This is a genomic window from Rhizobium sp. 01T437 (assembly GCF_056398505.1).
This window is the reverse complement of sequence record NZ_JBFTPM010000029.1, coordinates 1-17,638: the sequence shown is the minus strand read 5'-3', so window position 1 is coordinate 17,638 and position 17,638 is coordinate 1. Positions and strand designations below refer to the sequence as shown.

General features: G+C 61.6%; 24 protein-coding genes and 1 riboswitch. Of the genes, 15 read left to right on the top strand and 9 right to left on the bottom strand.

The annotated features are described in order from the left end of the window. Position 1: 1 nt before the first annotated feature. From AC1DM5_RS32810 to AC1DM5_RS32800, 3 genes are read right to left on the bottom strand one after another with little or no spacing between them, the layout of a single operon-like run. Positions 2 to 766, bottom strand: coding sequence for an ABC transporter ATP-binding protein (locus AC1DM5_RS32810; RefSeq protein ID WP_477819242.1), 765 nt, complete (start codon positions 764 to 766; stop codon positions 2 to 4). Beyond that, positions 763 to 1,803 (bottom strand): FecCD family ABC transporter permease, encoded by a 1,041-nt coding sequence (locus AC1DM5_RS32805; protein WP_477976647.1) that lies wholly within the window; start codon positions 1,801 to 1,803, stop codon positions 763 to 765. Before AC1DM5_RS32805 ends, AC1DM5_RS32810 begins: the two co-directional genes overlap by 4 nt. After that, positions 1,800 to 2,831, bottom strand: a complete 1,032-nt coding sequence (locus AC1DM5_RS32800) for an ABC transporter substrate-binding protein (RefSeq protein ID WP_477976645.1) — start codon at positions 2,829 to 2,831, stop codon at positions 1,800 to 1,802. Before AC1DM5_RS32800 ends, AC1DM5_RS32805 begins: the two co-directional genes overlap by 4 nt. 178 nt (positions 2,832 to 3,009) lie before the next feature. After that, positions 3,010 to 3,278: riboswitch (cobalamin riboswitch) on the bottom strand. Positions 3,279 to 3,414: 136 nt separating this feature from the next. Here AC1DM5_RS32800 and AC1DM5_RS32795 point away from each other — a divergent pair. Both AC1DM5_RS32795 and AC1DM5_RS32790 read left to right on the top strand, forming a co-directional pair. Next, on the top strand, positions 3,415 to 3,759 hold the full coding sequence (locus tag AC1DM5_RS32795) for a YidB family protein (RefSeq protein WP_477819239.1): 345 nt from the start codon (positions 3,415 to 3,417) through the stop codon (positions 3,757 to 3,759). A 79-nt stretch (positions 3,760 to 3,838) separates the two neighbouring features. Further along, complete coding sequence (locus AC1DM5_RS32790) at positions 3,839 to 4,297, top strand: hypothetical protein (RefSeq protein ID WP_477819238.1); 459 nt, start codon at positions 3,839 to 3,841, stop codon at positions 4,295 to 4,297. A gap of 29 nt (positions 4,298 to 4,326) precedes the next feature. Here AC1DM5_RS32790 and AC1DM5_RS32785 read toward each other — a convergent pair whose 3' ends face one another. The 4 genes from AC1DM5_RS32785 to AC1DM5_RS32770 are packed head-to-tail and all read right to left on the bottom strand — an operon-like array spanning position 4,327 to position 6,291. Further along, entirely contained in the window at positions 4,327 to 4,947 is a 621-nt protein-coding gene (locus tag AC1DM5_RS32785; protein WP_477976643.1) for an ATP-dependent Clp protease proteolytic subunit, read from the bottom strand. 47 nt (positions 4,948 to 4,994) lie between these two features. Next, complete coding sequence (locus AC1DM5_RS32780) at positions 4,995 to 5,366, bottom strand: SRPBCC family protein (RefSeq protein ID WP_477819236.1); 372 nt, start codon at positions 5,364 to 5,366, stop codon at positions 4,995 to 4,997. Then, positions 5,363 to 5,677 carry an ArsR/SmtB family transcription factor gene (locus AC1DM5_RS32775; RefSeq protein WP_477819235.1) on the bottom strand — a complete coding sequence of 105 codons (315 nt, stop codon included), beginning with the start codon at positions 5,675 to 5,677 and terminating at the stop codon, positions 5,363 to 5,365. Before AC1DM5_RS32775 ends, AC1DM5_RS32780 begins: the two co-directional genes overlap by 4 nt. 53 nt (positions 5,678 to 5,730) lie before the next feature. After that, complete coding sequence (locus AC1DM5_RS32770) at positions 5,731 to 6,291, bottom strand: TetR/AcrR family transcriptional regulator (protein ID WP_477819234.1); 561 nt, start codon at positions 6,289 to 6,291, stop codon at positions 5,731 to 5,733. A gap of 155 nt (positions 6,292 to 6,446) precedes the next feature. On the opposite strand from AC1DM5_RS32770, the gene AC1DM5_RS32765 reads away from it, so the two are divergent. From AC1DM5_RS32765 to copD, 11 genes are all read left to right on the top strand, one after another. Further along, positions 6,447 to 7,331, top strand: a complete 885-nt coding sequence (locus AC1DM5_RS32765; RefSeq protein WP_477819233.1) for an NmrA family NAD(P)-binding protein — start codon at positions 6,447 to 6,449, stop codon at positions 7,329 to 7,331. A gap of 332 nt (positions 7,332 to 7,663) precedes the next feature. Further along, the gene (locus AC1DM5_RS32760) at positions 7,664 to 7,969 is read left to right on the top strand and encodes a putative quinol monooxygenase (RefSeq protein WP_477819232.1); all 306 of its coding nucleotides are present in this window, start codon (positions 7,664 to 7,666) and stop codon (positions 7,967 to 7,969) included. A 58-nt stretch (positions 7,970 to 8,027) separates the two neighbouring features. After that, complete coding sequence (locus AC1DM5_RS32755; RefSeq protein ID WP_477819231.1) at positions 8,028 to 8,342, top strand: EthD family reductase; 315 nt, start codon at positions 8,028 to 8,030, stop codon at positions 8,340 to 8,342. 47 nt (positions 8,343 to 8,389) lie between these two features. After that, positions 8,390 to 9,277: an alpha/beta hydrolase gene (locus AC1DM5_RS32750; protein ID WP_477819230.1), complete on the top strand. Its 888-nt coding sequence runs from the start codon at positions 8,390 to 8,392 to the stop codon at positions 9,275 to 9,277. Beyond that, entirely contained in the window at positions 9,274 to 10,131 is an 858-nt protein-coding gene (locus AC1DM5_RS32745; RefSeq protein ID WP_477819229.1) for a sigma-70 family RNA polymerase sigma factor, read from the top strand. Before AC1DM5_RS32750 ends, AC1DM5_RS32745 begins: the two co-directional genes overlap by 4 nt. Positions 10,132 to 10,231: 100 nt before the next feature. After that, the gene (locus tag AC1DM5_RS32740; protein ID WP_477819228.1) at positions 10,232 to 10,639 is read left to right on the top strand and encodes a hypothetical protein; all 408 of its coding nucleotides are present in this window, start codon (positions 10,232 to 10,234) and stop codon (positions 10,637 to 10,639) included. 88 nt (positions 10,640 to 10,727) lie between these two features. Further along, positions 10,728 to 12,101, top strand: a complete 1,374-nt coding sequence (locus AC1DM5_RS32735; protein ID WP_477819227.1) for a PepSY-associated TM helix domain-containing protein — start codon at positions 10,728 to 10,730, stop codon at positions 12,099 to 12,101. A gap of 10 nt (positions 12,102 to 12,111) precedes the next feature. Further along, positions 12,112 to 13,038, top strand: a complete 927-nt coding sequence (locus AC1DM5_RS32730) for a copper uptake system-associated protein (RefSeq protein ID WP_477819226.1) — start codon at positions 12,112 to 12,114, stop codon at positions 13,036 to 13,038. Then, on the top strand, positions 13,035 to 13,631 hold the full coding sequence (locus AC1DM5_RS32725) for an SCO family protein (protein WP_477819225.1): 597 nt from the start codon (positions 13,035 to 13,037) through the stop codon (positions 13,629 to 13,631). The genes AC1DM5_RS32730 and AC1DM5_RS32725 overlap by 4 nt, the downstream gene beginning before the upstream one ends. A 140-nt stretch (positions 13,632 to 13,771) precedes the next feature. After that, on the top strand, positions 13,772 to 14,137 hold the full coding sequence (gene copC / locus AC1DM5_RS32720; protein ID WP_477819224.1) for a copper homeostasis periplasmic binding protein CopC: 366 nt from the start codon (positions 13,772 to 13,774) through the stop codon (positions 14,135 to 14,137). Next, on the top strand, positions 14,137 to 15,024 hold the full coding sequence (gene copD / locus AC1DM5_RS32715) for a copper homeostasis membrane protein CopD (protein ID WP_477819223.1): 888 nt from the start codon (positions 14,137 to 14,139) through the stop codon (positions 15,022 to 15,024). Before copC ends, copD begins: the two co-directional genes overlap by 1 nt. A gap of 27 nt (positions 15,025 to 15,051) precedes the next feature. Here copD and AC1DM5_RS32710 read toward each other — a convergent pair whose 3' ends face one another. Both AC1DM5_RS32710 and AC1DM5_RS32705 read right to left on the bottom strand, forming a co-directional pair. Continuing rightward, positions 15,052 to 15,621: an alpha/beta hydrolase gene (locus AC1DM5_RS32710; protein ID WP_477819222.1), complete on the bottom strand. Its 570-nt coding sequence runs from the start codon at positions 15,619 to 15,621 to the stop codon at positions 15,052 to 15,054. Positions 15,622 to 15,742: 121 nt separating this feature from the next. Next, positions 15,743 to 15,931 (bottom strand): hypothetical protein, encoded by a 189-nt coding sequence (locus AC1DM5_RS32705; protein ID WP_477819221.1) that lies wholly within the window; start codon positions 15,929 to 15,931, stop codon positions 15,743 to 15,745. Positions 15,932 to 16,244: 313 nt separating this feature from the next. Between AC1DM5_RS32705 and AC1DM5_RS32700 the strand changes: the two genes are divergently transcribed. Together AC1DM5_RS32700 and groEL are read left to right on the top strand one after the other, a co-directional pair. Next, the gene (locus AC1DM5_RS32700) at positions 16,245 to 16,541 is read left to right on the top strand and encodes a co-chaperone GroES (protein WP_477819220.1); all 297 of its coding nucleotides are present in this window, start codon (positions 16,245 to 16,247) and stop codon (positions 16,539 to 16,541) included. Between the two features lie 63 nt (positions 16,542 to 16,604). Beyond that, the coding region (groEL, locus tag AC1DM5_RS32695) for a chaperonin GroEL (protein ID WP_477976641.1) at positions 16,605 to 17,638 on the top strand (1,034 nt) is incomplete at its 3' end.

Below are 17,638 nucleotides of genomic sequence, written 5' to 3'. Positions count from 1 at the left end.
CTTAACCCATCCGATACTGGATATGTGTGCGGCCGTGCACGGCCGATCTTTCGATATGGGCGCGCACGCCGAAGACGCGCGCGATCAGATCTTCGGTCAGCACTTCCTCGGGCGTGCCTGCGGCCACGACTTTGCCCTTCTCCAGCACGGCCAGGTGATCGCAGAACATCGCCGCCAGATTGAGATCGTGGAGTGCGATGATGGAGGTGAGGCCGAGTCTGGCGACCAGCGCCAGGATATCGAGCTGATGCTGGATATCGAGATGGTTGGTCGGCTCGTCGAGCAAGAGTTCACTCGGTGTCTGGGCGAGGGCTCTCGCGATATGCACGCGCTGGCGTTCGCCGCCTGACAGTGTCTGCCACAGCTGGCCGGCGCGTTCGCTCATGTCGACGCGGGCGAGTGCTTCCGCAACGGCGGCATCGTCATCGGGTCCCCAGGAGGCGATGAGGCCACGATGCGGCGTGCGGCCGAGGCGCACGATATCGCGCACGGTGAGCTGCGTATCCGTGGTCGATTGTTGCTCGACGAAGGCGATGCGGCGGGCGAGTGCTGCGCGCGAGAGGCCGGAGACATCATCGTCGCCGAGACGGATGATGCCGGTTTTGACCTGCCGCAGCCGGCAGATGAGGCGCAGCAGGCTCGATTTGCCGGAGCCGTTCGGCCCGAGCAGGCCGAGCACCTTGCCCTTTTCGACCGATATGCTGATGCCGTTGACGATGACGGTATTGCCGGCGGCATAGGTGACCTTGTCGACTGATATGCTCATGCGCTTCTCCGCACGCGATAGAGGATGATGGCGAAGGCCGGTGCGCCGAAGAGCGCGGTGACGACGCCGATCGGCAGGATCTGCTGTGGGATGATGATGCGCGAGACGATGTCGGCGCCGACCATGAAGATCGCCCCGCCGAGCGCTGTCGCCGGCAGCAGGCGGCCATGTGCGGGGCCGACGAGGAAACGGGCGGCATGGGGAATGACGAGGCCGACGAAGCCGATGGAACCAATCATGCTGACCACGCCTGCCGTCATCGCCGCGGTGACGCCGAGCAGGGTGAACTGCACGCGGCGCACGGCGATGCCGAGGGAGGCTGCGGCATCCGTGCCGAAGGCGAAGGCATCGAGGGCGCGCACATGGGCCAGGCAGACGACGAAGCCGATGAGTGCGACCGGCACGGAGAGATAGACATCCGGCCAGCGTACGCCGGAAAGCGAGCCGAGCAGCCAGAAGAGCACGCCGCGCGCCTGTTCGGCATTGGCCGAGGTCGTGACGATATAGGAGGTCAGCGCATTGAAGAGCTGCGAGCCCGCCACGCCGCAGAGAATGATGCGCTCACTGGTGCCGCCCGCACCGGCCGCCAGAATGCCGACCAGAAGAAAGGCGATCACGGCGCCGATGAAGGCGCCGCCGGAGAGGCTGAGCACGCCAGAACCGAGGCCCAGGATCATGACGCAGACGGCGCCGGTGGAGGCACCGGCGGAAATGCCGAGCACATAGGGTTCGGCGAGCGGATTGCGCAGCAGCGCCTGCAGCACCGTGCCGCAAAGCGCCAGCGACGCGCCGGCGCTCGCCGCCACCAGCGCGCGGCTGAGGCGGTAATCCCAGATGATGCCCTGATGGATGCGGCTGAGCTCGAATGCCGTGCCGAACAGGCGGTTGGAGACCGCCTTTGCCGTGGTGGCGAGCGGGATCGATATCTCGCCGATCGAGACGGCAAGGCTGACCATCAGCCCGAGCAGGAGGAAGGCGGCGATGGTGAGCGCGGCAAGCGCCCACCATTTCCTCTGTGGCAAGGCAGCCTGGCTCACTGCGCCAGACCGGAGGCAGCGATGCCCTTTGCCAGGATTTCGATACCGTCGATCGTTCGGATCGTCGGGTTCATCGACTGCGCGTCCATCATGATGAAGCGCCTGTTCTTGACGGCATCGAGCTCCTTGGTGACAGGATCATTTTCCAGGAAATCCACCTTCACCTTCGGGTCGTCTGCGGCATAGCGGCGGCGGTCCATGGTGGCGATGACGATGACGGCGGGATTGGCCTGCGCAATCGTTTCCCAGCCGACGAGGGGCCATTCTTCCTCAGTCGTCACGACGTTCTTGGCGCCGAGCGTCTTCAGGATATAGGCCGGCGCGCTGTTCTTGCCGGCGATGAAGGCATCGCCCTTGACCTCCTTGCTGGAGAACCAGAAGACGACAGGCAGGTTCTTGGCGGCAGCACCTGAAACGGAGGCGACGGCTGCGGCCCCGCGCTTCTTCAGGTCGGCGATCAGCGCATCGCCTCGGTCCTTCACGTCGAAGATCTCGGAGAGTTCGGCAATTTCCTGATAGATCAGGTCCATCGTGAACAGCTCCCTGCGCACGCCGTCGCCGCCATCGGTGTTGATCTTGGCGACGCAATCGGCAGGCGCGACATAGGTGTTGATGCCGAGATCCCCAAATTGCTCGCGCTTGCCGACGGAGCCTTGCGTGCCGACATGCCATTCGAATTCGGCGGCCACCAGATCGGGCTCGGCACCGACGACGGATTCGAAGCTCGGATCGTTGTCGGCCAGCCGTTTGATCTTGCTGTTGGCCTCGGCATATTGCGGCAGGACCGGGCCGACCCAGACGGCCGTTCCGGCGATCTTGTCGGCAAGGCCGAGCGAGAAGAGCACTTCGGTCATGCCCTGGCCGATCGAAACGATCTTGGCCGGCGCCTTTTCGAAAGTGACCTGCTGGCCGCAATTGCTGAGGGTAAGGGGATATTGGGTGGCGGCGAAGGCGGGTGCTGCAAGGCCGGCCAAGCAAAAGCCGGCGAGCCCGAGCGCAAGGGAAAAGCCTGATACTATCTGGCGCATTGGAAACTCTCGATCGGAAGGAAAAGGGCTAGCGGACGCCGGCGCGCGCAGATGCGGGAGCCAAGCGTGGAGGGAGGGCTAGCGGCGGGTGGTCCAATCGGGACGGATCGCGTGCGGCAAGCGGCAGGAAATAAGGTCAATCATATCTGCTCCTTGTCCAGGCATCCCCGCCCGGCTGATTGGATCGTGATTGACGGCAGGTCTCCTGACTCGCGGATGTCAGCCGGTCATCTGCCTTCCCGCGCTTTCGCGCAGTGGCACTTGGAGTGACCAGCTCGCCGGTGATTTCCGGGAATGAACGACGAGGCATTCATTCCTGACATAACCGGCAATCCGCTTACAGTTGCGGGGGCAGCCACGGTCTTGGTCCCTTTTGGGTCGTCCGCACCGTGTTCCCTATTAATCCCCTCGAAGTTCTCCTCGGGGAACCGTCTCCTCGACTTAGGACGCCGCCATAGGCGACGTCAAGCGCGTCAGCGAGAACTATTGTTTGCGATGGGAGGGCGTCGGTTCCGCAAATCCGGAATGACAGAGATTTTACCTCATGCTAATGTAGAATACACTGATTGGTGGAGGAGCAACCATGAGTATTTTCGACGGTTTAGGCGGCGTTCTTTCTGATGTGCTTGCCGGCAGGCAAGTCGATTACGTCGCGGTTGCAACCAGATTATTCGACAATGCCGGCGGTCTGCAGGGCATTGTTTCCCAGCTCAATTCGGCGGGGCTCGGTCAGCAGGTTTCATCCTGGATCGGCACCGGCCACAATCTCCCGGTATCGGCAGAACAGATCGAGGCAGCCTTGTCCTCCGATCAGCTGCGCGACCTTGCTGCCAAGTTCGGCGTCAATACCGACGAGGTATCCAAGCTGCTCGCCGAGCATCTGCCGCAAGCGGTCGATGCAGCAACGCCCAATGGGACCGTTTCTTAAGCCTGGAAGATGCGGGGCCACGAAGATGCGCGGCCCCGATGACGTGCGTGCCTTGACTGCCCCCAACCGAGGATATCCCATGATTGCGAGATTGCTTGTGCCCGCTTCCGCCGGAGCGTTGATTGCCGCCGCCTTCTTCGTTTCTCCGGCCTCCGCGCTGACCATGAAGGAATGCAGCGCCAAATATCAGACGGCCAAGGCCGATGGTTCGGCCAAGGACATGAAGTGGAACGATTTCCGGGCGAAATTCTGCGGCGCGGATGCAGCCGCCGAAGATGCCGCCGATGACAAGGCAGTGGCCGCAACCACGGACAAGGAGCCCGCAAAGCCGACGGTCAAGGCACCCAAGGGTGTGACCATGCCGAAGGCGATCGACAAGAAATACGCCAGCGAGACGCCCGCCAAGGGCCGGCTGCATACCTGCGTCGACAGCTATCATGCCAACAAGGATGCCGGCACGCTCAACGATCTGAAATGGATCCAGAAGGGCGGCGGTTACTGGAGCCTGTGCAACACGGCGCTGAAGGCCGGTGGCTGAGACGCAGGCTGGCGGGTGGCGGCCGATGATTATTGCGGCACCGCCTCCGCCATTTCTTCGCGATCCTGCAGGATGCGGTCGAGCAGGCCCCATTCCAGGGCCTCCTGCGCCGTCATGAAGCGATCGCGATCCATGGCCGTCTCGAACTCGTCATAGGATCGGCCGCAATGTTCGGCGTAGAGCCGCGTCATGAGTTGTTTCGTCTTCCTGATTTCCTCGGCATGGATCAGCATGTCGGACGCCTGGCCCTGGAAGCCGCCGAGGGGCTGGTGGATGAGGATGCTGGCATTCGGAAGGGCATACCGCTCTCCCGGCTGGCCGGCCATCAGCAGGAAGGAGCCCATCGAGCGGGCCGTTCCCATGCAAAGCGTGTGCACCGGCGCGCGGATGAAACGCATCGTGTCGTACATGGCAAAACCGCTGGTCACGACGCCGCCCGGTGAATTGATGTAGAGATTGATCGGCTTCTTGGGATTTTCGGCTTCGAGGAACAGAAGCTGGGCGCAGACAAGGGCGGAGACCGTATCGTTGATCTCGCCGTTCAGAAAGATGATCCGCTCGCGCAGGAGACGGGAATAGATATCGAAGGATCGTTCCCCTCGTGAGGATTGCTCGACGACCATAGGGACGAGTTGCATCGCTTCGCGCATCGGCGAACTCCAATCGTTTGGGACTGTGACGGGTAAGGCTTGCCGCGTCAGGCGGCGAGCATCAGGGTCGGGCTGTTGCTGTTGGCGACCGATCGCGAAAGCCGCTCGAAAGTGGCACCAGTCAGCTCGTGGACGATCCGCAGGCTGGTTCCGCCGGATGCATTCGCAGCGATCGTGAAGGTGACGGTGCTTTCGAGATAGGGCGGGGCATCGTCGCGTAATCGGTAGCGGATTTCCTGGCCCGGCGTCTCGGAGAGCGATTGCGGATCGGCAAGCGCTTCTTTCGGCAGCCATCTCTCGCGAAATTCGGCGATGCTGATCGCACGCCAGACCTTTTCCGGCGGCGCATCCAGTTCGTATCTCTGTTCGAAGCCGGTTTGCTGTTGCTCGGCCGGCACTTGGGCCTTCACCTCGTTCATTGATCCATATCCTTCAGCAAGAGCTTGAGAGCATCGATGCGCGCCGGCCAGTAGGCGCGATATTTCGCCAGCCATTGGGCGATGAGGGCAAGCCCCTCCGGATCGACTTCATAATTCACGAAGCGTCCTTCTCTCTGTTCGCGCACCAGCCGTGCCGAACGCAGCACGGCGAGATGCTGGGACATGGCCGGCTGGCTGATATCCATGCCCTGGCGCAGGGCGCTGGCATTCATGCTGCCATTCGCCAGCTTCTCGAAGATCGTGCGGCGGGTCGGGTCGGCGAGCGCTCGAAAAAAGTCGTGTTCCATCATGACGACACATAAGCACACACTTATGCGATTCGCAAGTGTGTCGTATGGGCAGGTCACTCCGCCCGATGCAGCTTCTGCCGGGCTACATCGAGAATCTCATCCGCCGTCTCTTCATCGGTCACAATACGCGCCAGCGTCAGCGCGCCGACCAGCATGGTGAAGGCTGCCATTCCCTTGCGGCGGTTGGCCTTGGTGCCGGCGGGGCCGGAGCCGAAGACGGAGAACATGTCCTCGATCACTTTGGTGGCAGCTTCTCGCGTCTCTGGGCCGGAGCGGGCGAGCTCGCTGCCGAGAGAGGAGATGGGGCAGGAGGGCACGGCTTTGTCGCCAGCCCGGGTGGCTTCGATATAGGCATTGACGACATCGTCGAAGCTGGCCCCGTCGCGCACTTTGCGCATGCTTCCGGCGACCTGATCTCCCGCCTTTTCCAGCGCTTCGGCGACCAGATGATCCTTGCTTTCGAAGTGGCGATAGAAGCCGCCCGGCGTCAGGCCGGCAGCGGCCATGATGTCGGCGACGCTTGCTTCAGCAATGCCCGAACGCCTGATCTCGTCGGCTGCGGTGGCGACGATGGTCTGGCGCGTCCTTGCCGCTTCCTCGTTTGATTTTCGCATTTCCGGTCTCCAGCACCTTGACAATTTAGATTGTATCCAACATCTAATTAGATGTCACTCGTAATCTAAATTTCAAGGGCGGGCGATTTGTAACGGGCAAGCCTTGTGGTTCGCTCCGGCGGAATCCTGTGCCCTTTTCACAACTGGAGAAGACCATGTCCAAGACCTATCTGGTGACCGGAGCCACAGGCAAAACCGGCAAGCATACGACCCGCATCCTCCTGGAAAAGGGCCACAAGGTGCGCGCGCTCGTGCATAAGCAAGATGCGCGTTCTCAAGCACTCGCCGAGGCGGGGGCGGAGGTCGTGGTCGGTGACCTCACCGACCACGATGCCGTCATCAGCGCGGTCGCGGGCGTGAATGCCGCCTATCTCTGCTATCCGATCCGCCCGGATCTCATCGATGTGACGGCCTATTTTGCCGATGCCGCACGGCGGGCAAAACTCGAGCTCATCGTCAACATGTCGCAGATTTCGGCGCGCGAGGTGGCGAAAAGCCATGCTGCCCGCAACCATTGGGTCGCCGAGCGCGTGCTGGACTGGTCGGGTGTGCCGACCGCCCATATCCGCCCGACCTTCTTCTCCGAATGGCTGACATTCCCCTGGGTGAGCAATGTCATTGCCAGTGAGGGCGTGATCGAGCTGCCCTATGGCGAGGGAAGGCATGCGCCGATCACCGGCGAAGACCAGGCGCGGCTGATTGCGGCCATGCTGGAAAACCCGGCCGAGCACGCCGGCAAGATCTATCCGCTGTTCGGCCCGGTGGAGCTCAGCGAGGCGGAGATCGCAGCAAGGATGAGTGAGGTGCTCGGCCGCAAGATCGGCTACCGGCCAGCGACTGCCGAAGCCTATACGGCGCGCCTGAAGAGTTTCGGCCTTGACGATTTCATCATCCAGCACTTCCTGTGCATCGCCGAGGACTGCCGCAACGGCGTCTTTGCGGGGACCAACAACGTCATCGAGCAGTTCACGGGAACGCCGCCGATGACGGTGGAGGCTTTCGTCGAGCAAAACCGCGCCGCCTTCGAGACGGTCGCCTAAGCTCGACCGCACGCGATTGGCCGATTGCGCATCCATGCTCCAGCCTGGCAGAGATCTCGGCGCGTAGCACCCTGATATCGGCTATGGATCATCGGGATATTCCAGCCCGACACTGATGCACAGAAGGTCTTCGCGTTGCCGTGGACTGACGCCCTGACCGGCACACGCAGCAAGGCTGCGTGTGCCGCCCCAGGAAACGCGCCGATGGCGCTTTCACTGATCGAGGATCAGGGCAGGGGTCGTTCTCCAGGGATACGGAATTTTTCGACCGGCGCGATCCGTTTCCCTTCTCCGTTTCGTCTTTGGTGTGTCCGCAACTGAAGGGAACAGCCATGTCTGACGAAACCATCACTCTGATCAATCTGCTCAAAGTCGAACCATCGAAGCAGGACGCGCTGATAGCGCTTCTGAAACAGAACACCGACACGGTGATCCGCACGCTTGCCGGCTGGAAGACGACCCGGCTGATCGCGGCAAAGGATGGGGCGAGCGTCGTCATCTACTCCGAATGGGAGAGTGCCGTGGCCGTCGAGGCGATGCGCAGCGATCCGCGCATGACGGCCTATCTTCCCAAAATCCTCGAGCTGGCGAGCCTGGAGTCGATCGTGGGCTCGGCGGTGTTGAGCGAAGGCCGGTGAGTGCTGCGCGCAAGCACGCGTACAGGGGCAAGAAACAATCAGCAAAAGGAGAACTGCAATGGCACGGATGGTCGTGATCTACCGTACACCTGAAGATATTGATGCCTTCAACCGGCACTATTTCGAAACCCACATTCCTCTGGCCAAGAAGCTTCCGGGGCTCCGGAAATATGAGATCAGCCACGGTCCGATCGCAACGCCTGTCGGAGGCTCCGATATCTATCTCATCGGGACGCTGTATTTCGACGATCTCGAGGCGATGGGAAAGGCGTTCGCAAGCCCGGAAGGACAGGCGGCACGGGCGGATCGCCTGATTTTTGCACCCGATGCGTCAGGCGTTCAAATGTTCCTGTTCGAGAACAGGGAAGTCTGAAGCAATCGACTGTCAAGAGAATGCAAGATCACAGAAGAGGATCGACGATGTCGAAACCTGCAGCAGCTTTTGTCCTGGTCCATGGCGGTTGGCACAACCACTCCGCCTGGGGCAGGGTTACGCCCATCCTTGAGGCCCGGGGCTTTGCCGCGATGACGCCCGATCTTCCCGGCGCCGGGGTCCATGCGATCGCGCCGAGATCGCTCGGTTTTCGCCCGTTCGACCCGGCGGCCTTTGCCGCCGAGCCGTCGCCGATCGCAGGCGTGACGCAGGAGGAGCGGACGCAGGCGGTCGTCGCTCTGGTCAGGCAGGCCGTGTCACTCGGCGATGGCAAGGTCATCCTGGTCGGGCACTCGGCTGGCGGGATGACGATTTCGGCTGTGGCTGAGCAGGTTCCGGACCTGCTTCTCGCTGTCGTCTACCTTGCCGGCTTCCTGGTGCCGAACGGCATGCCGCTGCTTGCGATGCTGCAGCATGAAAGCCTGTCTTCGGCCTTGGCGCCGCAGCTCTTCATTGGAGATCCCGTTGCCATCGGCGCGACGCGGATCAATGCCGTATCGGCCGACGATACCTATCGGTCGCTGCTCAAGGCATCGTTCTATGCCGATGTGCCGCAGGCGGAATTCGAGCAGGCGGCGGCGCAGCTTCATTGCGACGAGTCGAACGCCGGCGCCTTGAGCCCATCGCAGATCACGGCGGGGCGCTTTGGCACGGTACAGCGCCACTATATTCGCTGCACGCAGGACCGCGCGATACCGGTGACCGGGCAGGACCACATGATTGCGACGGTTGACGCAGCCCTCGGCAACAAGACAATGATCCACACATTGGAAAGCAGCCACTCGCCATTTCTATCACAGCCGGCAGCCCTGACGGACATTCTCGTTGGTATCTACAAGGGGGCGGGCAAAGCGCCGACAGGTGTCGAGATATGAACCGTGACGAATTCGAAGATCGCCTGACAGCGCTGCGGCCGCGGCTGCACCGCTACTGCGCGCGCATGACCGGCTCGGCGGTCGATGGCGAGGATGTGTTGCAGGACACGCTCGTCAAGGCGCTGCGGGCACGCGCCGAGGGCGGCGGTGTCGATAATCTCGAGGGCTGGCTGTTTCGCATCGCCCATAACGCGAGCCTCGATTTCCTGCGCCGCAGGTCCCGGACCACGGTCATTCCGCTGACCGATGACCTCGAAGCCGCAGCGATTCCCGAGGCTGATATCGTCGCGATCAGCTTTCAGACCTTTCTGCGGCTGCCGGAGCTTCAGCGCTGCGCCGTTATCCTCAAGGATGTGCTCGGCCATCCCGTGGAAGAGATTGCCGGCATTGCAGGCTGCAGTCCGGCCGCCGCCAAATCCGCGCTGCAGCGCGGGCGCGCGGCGTTGCGGCAACTGGCGCAGGCGCCCGATGATATCAGGCTGCCGCTGATCTCGGATGCCTCCCGGCAACAAATCGCCGCATATGTCCACATGTTCCAGATCGGCGATTTCGATGCGATCCGCGCCATGCTCGCCGACGACGTCAAGCTCGAGCTCGTCAATCGTCTCAAATGGGAGGGGCGCGACAAGATCAGCCCCTATTTCACGCGCTATGCCGAAGAAACCAAATGGCGGTTCGCCCTTGGTGCCGTTGAAGGCCGCCCGGCAATGCTGGTCTTTGCAGCCGGYGGCTCCATGGAGAGGCCGGCGCATTTCGTGCTCGTAGATTGGGATAACGGCCGGATCGCTGCGATCCGCGATTTCCTGTTTGCACCCTATGCGCTGGAAGCGGTGGACTGGGTGCGATTGGTCTGAACAGGCAGGAGCGCGACATGAATGTCGCATTGAGCTTTCGCGCGGATACCGCTATCACGGATTCAATACCGAGGTAGGGGCCTCGCGGCGCAGGGGAACGATGCAACATCGTCTGGACAGGATCGAGCAATGGCTGGTGCGCATTCTGTGCACCATCGCGCTCGTCTTCGTCGGCCTTGCGCATCAGGTTCCGGCCGTCGCCGAAGATGCTCTGAGCCCCGCGGCCCTTGCCCAATATGTGTTGCCCGACGGCACGCTGCCGACGCTCTGCGTTACCGTTGTCGACGACCACGGCAAGGAACATGGCAAGATTGCGCATCTCAATCCGTGCGAAGCCTGCCGCATCGGCGCTTCCGTCGTGCTGCCGCAGCCTGCCGATATCACCGGTGCGCGCATCGGCTTTACGTTCAAGGTGGAGTTGCCGCGCCGCGTCGAAGCTTTCCATCGCCAGCTTTTCCCGCCGAATACCGGGCCGCGCGCCCCACCTGCAAATCCGATCCTTGCCTGAACCCGCATTGCGGCCAAGGCCGTGATGCGTCTTGCAATCATGGCCGGGTCGCATTGACGCCGCCGGCCGAGGATTCGGATCCACTTCCATGTCTATCACCACTGCCACTGAGGCGGCAGAGAACGCCGTACCAGGCGTTTCGCTCTATCGCGCCATCTGGCGCTGGCACTTCTTTGCCGGCCTGCTGGTCATTCCTTTCCTGCTGAACCTTGCTATTACCGGCTCGCTTTATCTCTTCAAGGACGAGATAAACGATACGGTCTTTGCCTATCGTTATGTCGTCGAGCCGGCCGGCGAGGCGCTGTCGCCGCAGAAGATTGCCGATATCGCGGCGGCTGCCGTTCCGGGTTCGGTAGCGAGCTCCTACAAGGACCCGGCCGGGCTCGACCGGTCAGCGATCGTGACCGTGTCTTCGGATGCCGGCCAGACGCTGGTTTTCGTCAATCCCTATGACGGCAAGGTGCTTGATACGGTGGGCTCCACCGAGGAGTTCAACTATGTCGTCAAGCGCATCCACAGCCTTGCGCTGTTCGGCGGCTTGCCCAACAAGCTGATCGAGATCACGGGCGGCTTTGCCATGGTGCTGGTCGTGACCGGCATCTATCTCTGGTGGCCGCGGCGGCAGGCGGGTGGTGTGGTAACCGTGCGCGGCACGCCTTCGCGCCGGGTCTTCTGGCGCGATCTCCATGCGGTGACCGGTGCCTTCGCCGGCATCCTGATTTTCTTCATGGCGATGACCGGCATGCCCTGGTCCGGCTATTGGGGCGCCAATGTCAATGCCTGGCTGACGAGCAACGATTTCGGCTATCCGGTGCAGCTGTGGGATGCCGTGCCGAAATCGCAGAAGGTGACGGAGGATATCCTTCCCAAGGCCGGCTGGATCGTCGAGAAGGCGCCGGTGCCGCTGTCGGAGATTGCGGCGGCGCAGTCGAAGAAGCCTGTTGGCCTCGATCGGGCGGTGGAGATTGCGCGGGGTCTCGGCATGGCGCCGGGCTTCGATCTTGCCATTCCCGGCAGCGAGACGGGCGTTTATACGGCGGCGGTCTATCCTGACGATCTCACCAACGAGCGCACGCTTCATATCGATCAATATTCCGGCAAGCCGCTCATCGATCTCTCCTTCGGGCAATATCCCTTCCTCGGCCGGGCGATCGAATGGGGTATCAATGTGCATCAGGGGCAGGAATTCGGGCTCTTCAACCAGTTGCTGATGCTCGCGACCTGCCTCGTCATCATCCTCTCCTGCGTGACCGGCATCGTCATGTGGTGGAAGCGGCGGCCGACTGGCCGGCTCGGCGTGCCGCCCATGCCGCCGCGGCGCTCGGTCTATCTGGGGCTCTGGACCATCGTGCTCGCCTTTGCCGTTGCCTTCCCGATGAGCGGATTGGTGATCCTGGTGATGATCGCCTTCGACCAGGTGGTGATCCGCTTCGTGCCGCCGCTGAAGCGCGCCTTTGCCTGAGGAGGGGATGATGATGAAGACGATTGTTTCTCTCTTCGTGGGCCTGCTGATCGCGACGACTGCGGTGGCGCAGGAGCCGAAGATCAGGATCGACCACGCGGCCTCGCATGCCATGGTGCCGGGCGCCAAGGTCGGTGATGGCTACCTGACGATCACCAATAGCGGCAGCGAGCCGGACCGACTTGTTGCCGCAAGCTCGCATCGGGCTGGGAACGTGCAGCTGCACCAGATGACGATGGCAAACGGCATCATGACCATGCGCGAGCTGAAGGGCGGGCTTGCCATTCCGGCCGGGCAGACGGTGACGCTGGAGCCCAATTATCATCTGATGTTCCAGAACGTCGAAAAACCCTTCAAGCAGGGCGAGACGATCCGGGCGGTGCTGAGCTTCGAGAAGGCTGGTGAGATCACGGTGGATTTCGCCGTCGGAAAGATCGCCGGGCCGCTGGACGATGTCGGTGGGGCCAGTGGCGGCATGGATCATGGCAGCATGGACCATGGGGCGATGGATATGCCGGGCATGGAAGGCATGGACATGTCCGGGCCGCCGCCTGAAGAGGCCATTCCCGCGACGCTGAAGACGATGTTCGAGCGGCCGGACAAGCCGCTGACCATTCTGCCTGTGGTCGTGCAAAATGACTGGGCGATTGCCGGCTGGCAGCAGGATGAGCGGGGCGGGCGCGCGCTGCTGAAGAAGGGGCATCATGGCTGGAGCGTTTTTCTCTGCAGCGGTGATGGGATCAGGGACGCGGCGGCGCTGGAGAAGGCCGGGCTTTCGGCTGACGATGCCAAGGCGCTGGCGGCGGATCTCGCGGAGGCTGAAGCCAGGCTCGACCCCAAAGTGCTGGCGCTGTTTGCGAGCTTCGAAGGCACCGTCATGATGGCGGGCGAGGCCGGTGACGCCGGTCAGGGCGGCCATGAGGGGCATGGCCAATGAGCGCGCGCAGCCTTGCCATTTCAGGCTTTGCCGCAAGTGCGGTCTTCATCGGCGCGCTCGTCGCGCTGATGGTGTCGCTCTATCTTTCGGAGCCGCGCACCGGGCCTTTCAATACGCATTTTTCTCTCGTCGACGACAGGGGCAATGCGGTCGACCAGTCGATCTTCCGGGGCCATCCGGCACTCGTCTATTTCGGCTATACCCATTGCCCGGAGGCCTGCCCGACGACGCTCTACGAGGTGGCCGACTGGCTGGTGACGCTCGGCGATCAGGGCAGGGCGCTGAAGGCCTATTTCTTCTCGATCGATCCGGAGCGCGACACGCGAGAGGTGATGCATGATTACGTCACCGCCTTCTCCAGCCGCATCACGGGGATTACGGGTGAGCCGGCGGAGATGAGGAAGGTCTCCGACGGCTGGTTCGTCCATGCGGCGAAGCTGCCGAGCGAAGACGGCAATTATCACATGAGCCACACGGTTTCACTGCTGATGATCGGCGCCGATGGGCGGCTGAAGGGGTTGATTCCGTATGGCACGGATCGGGATGAGGCGCTGGCGAAGATCCGTGATGTGTTGCTCGGCGGAGGGCTGTGAGATGACGTTCCTCCGCACAAAGCACAAACCCCGGCAGCAAACTGCAGCATCGCCCGGAATAAATCCGCTCTCCGACTGTCTAACCAGGCAAGGGCCAAACGCGCTATCGCCTGTCCCAATGAACCGAAAGGCATAATCTGATGTCTCAACTGACCCGCATTCTCTCTGTCGCCGCCATCGCGAGCATCGCCCTTGCCGGCCAGGCCTTTGCGCATGCGCATCTGAAAAGCTCCGAGCCGGCCGACAAGGCTGCCGTCGCGTCCCCCAGCGAACTCGATCTCACCTTCACCGAGGAACTGAACCTCAAGTTCAGCGGCGTCACCGTCACCGGGCCGGACAAGACAGAGATCAAACTCGGCGACGCCATGCTCGAGGATGGCGACAAGGTGCTGATGGTGCCGGTGTCTGATAGGCTCGCGCCCGGCAGCTATACGGTCGACTGGCATGTGCTTTCGACCGATGGGCACAAGACAGAGGGCAACTTCAGCTTCACCGTAAAGCCCTGATGACACCTGAAACCGCCAACATTGCCTGCCGTTTCGTCTTCGACGGGGCTGTCCTGTTTCTCTGGGGCAGCGCCGCCTATCTGTGGCTGCTCGTGCCCGAGGGCTTGAGCGGCTGCATCTGGGCGAAGCTCCGGGCCGTGCGTGTTGCTGCAGTGGCACTGGCTGTCATTGCAACAGTGGTGGTGCTGCCGGTGCGCTGCGCCATGCTCGGCAATGGCTGGGCCGATGGGCTGGACGGGGATGTGATGACTTCAGTGCTGACGGGAACCTCTGTCGGCACTGCCTGGGCCTGGCAGGCGGTGTTTGCCGCACTTCTCCTCGTGGTGACATTGCTGCCGTTACGGCAGAAGATTGCCCTTACGGCTGTCGTCTCCGCGCTTCTTCTCTGCGGCCTGTCGCTGACCGGCCATGCGGCCATGAATGACGGGTGGCTGCGGGTGCTGCACCGGGCGAACGACATGGTGCATCTGCTCTCGGGCGGCGCCTGGGTCGGGGCGCTGATCCCCGTGGCGCTCGTGCTTTCCCGGCTTGGCGACAGCACGAGGGGGGCCGATGCCCTGAGAGCGCTGATCCGTTTCTCGACGGCGGGGCATGTGGCGGTGGCGCTGGTCATTTTATCCGGGGTTGCCAATAGTCTGCTGATCATCGGCGGCTTGCCGCTTGACTGGAGCGTGCCGTATCAGCGGCTGCTTTCCCTGAAGATCGCGCTTGCCTTGCTGATGATGCTGATTGCCGTCTTCAACCGTTATGGGCTGGTGCCGCGCATGGGGCGGTCGCACTCGGCCGGGAAAGCGCTGGCGGCGGGGACCGTGGGGGAGCTCGTGATTGCTGCTTGCGTTGTGGCGCTCGTCGCATGGTTCGGGACGCTGGAGCCGTTTCCGGGATAGGGCGCTGCTTAACGCCACCTTCCGGAGCTAAGCCGGAAAATGCTCATCCATCCATAAACGGGCAAGGACGAAGTCGAGGTCATCTGGAGCCCATTCGTGACCTGCATCAAGCGTATGATGGGTGACCAGTGCATTTGCGGCAACCAGCTGCTCCGCAAGTCGGGTGGCGTGCCATGGTTTCCTCCTGGCGTCGTGCGCAGCTGAAATGATGAGTATCGGTTTGCCCGACAAATCCGGAAACGAAAACTCATCTGAGATGGGCTGCGGACGCAACAGCACACCCCCGACGAATGAATCCGGTGCGGCCGAGAGGAGAGCGGTGCTAAAGATTGCGCCGCTCGAATAGCCGACTAGGAGCATATCACTCAAGCCGCAAGCGGCCACGCCGTCTGGGGAAAGGCTCTGCCTGGCAAGATCGATCAGCTCCCCGGCAGGAATGGAAAAATCCGGCCGCCTCCTGAAGAAGGTAAAGCCCTCTCCATCCGCAAACGTGCCGCGAGGTGTGCAGCATGGCCGGCCTCGAGCGAGCCTTGCTGCGAATTCGCTGATGGAAGCCGGGTGTGAAGCCGAGCCATGGAGGCCAAGTATGCCGATCATTGCGATCTCCAAAAGGATCGCGCGTCACTTATTCTGATCGGATGGGCAGGGCAATATCCGCAAAGGGCCGGTTGTCGCCGTGATAGTCGCGGCGATCAGGCTGCCGCGAAGCCTTCCATTCTCAAACGCGCTTGGTTGGCTCTCGTATTGCTTCCTGCTCGATACTCAGTTGGCGGCGGAGTTTTGAGAGCTCTTCATGCTTGACTTCCTTGATGTTCGGGGAGGCCATTTCCGCGTCCAGTTTCTTCAGACTTGCTTCTATCTCGGCAGATCTGACTTCGTTTTCACTCTTTTTCCGGAATTCGATCATATCGCGTCTCCTTGGGTGGCCGATATCAGGCAGATTTGCACTCTTCTTCACACGAGGTCCGCATGGCGACCGCAACTATCCCGGTTCGAATTCTGCCGATCCCAGACGTTCAGTCATTAAACAATTTAAGTAAGATCCAAAAGATTTTAAACAAGTGGGCCGCACCGATCCGCAGTCATTCAAGGCCCGGCGGAGATAACGCTCTCTCGGATTCTACCAAAGCACGAATCCGACTAGCACTCTCAACGCAAGACTGCTAAAACGGTTTATCGGGATCGGCCATTCGGCTGCGATCCCGTCGAGGAACTCCACAATGACAGAGATTAATTTTCGGCCGTTACACGACCGCGTCGTCGTGCGCCGTATCGAGGCTGAAGCCAAGACCAAGGGCGGCATCATCATTCCTGACACGGTCAAGGAAAAGCCGCAGGAAGGCGAAATCGTCGCTGTTGGCACTGGTATCCGCGATGAGAGCGGCAAGATCCTGCCTCTCGACGTCAAGGCCGGCGACCGCATCCTGTTCGGCAAGTGGTCCGGCACCGAGATCAAACTCAATGGTGAGGATCTGCTGATCATGAAGGAAGCGGATGTGATGGGCATTATCGCCTGATCGTCGACCGCATCCTTATTCTGTTTTATAAAGATTATTGGGCGATCAGCCCGGGAGGTTTCCATGTCTGCCAAACAAATCATATTCGGCCGTGATGCGCGCGAAAAGCTGCTGCGCGGTGTCGATATTCTCGCCGATGCGGTGAAGGTCACGCTTGGTCCGAAGGGCCGCAACGTCGTTATCGACAAGTCCTTCGGCGCGCCACGCATCACCAAGGATGGCGTCGCCGTCGCCAAGGAAATCGAACTCGAAGACAAGTTCGAAAACATGGGCGCCCAGATGGTCCGCGAAGTTGCTTCGAAGACCAACGACATCGCCGGCGACGGCACCACGACCGCCACGGTTCTCGCACAGGCCATCGTTCGCGAAGGCGGCAAGGCTGTTGCAGCCGGCATGAACCCGATGGACCTGAAGCGCGGCATCGATCTTGCCGTTGCTGCTGTCGTCAAGGACCTGCTTTCCAAGGCCAAGACGATCTCCACGTCAGAAGAAATCGCCCAGGTCGGCACGATCTCGGCCAATGGCGAGACGGATGTTGGCCAGTACATCGCCGATGCGATGCAGAAGGTCGGCAACGAGGGTGTCATCACCGTCGAAGAAGCCAAGACCGCCGAAACCGAACTCGAAGTCGTCGAAGGCATGCAGTTCGACCGCGGCTACCTGAGCCCGTATTTCGTGACCAACCCGGAAAAGATGGTTGCCGACCTCGAAGACGCGTTCATTCTGCTGCACGAAAAGAAGCTCTCGAACCTGCAGTCCATGCTCCCGGTTCTCGAAGCTGTCGTTCAGACCGGCAAGCCGCTCCTCATCATCGCTGAAGACGTCGAAGGCGAAGCTCTTGCGACCCTCGTCGTCAACAAGCTGCGTGGCGGCCTGAAGATTGCTGCCGTCAAGGCTCCGGGCTTCGGCGATCGCCGCAAGGCCATGCTGGAAGACATCGCTATCCTCACGGGCGGCACTGTCATTTCCGAAGACCTCGGCATCAAGCTCGAGTCTGTCACCCTCGACATGCTCGGCCGCACCAAGAAGGTTTCGATCTCCAAGGAAAACACCACGATCGTCGACGGCGCTGGCGCCAAGTCCGACATCGAAGGCCG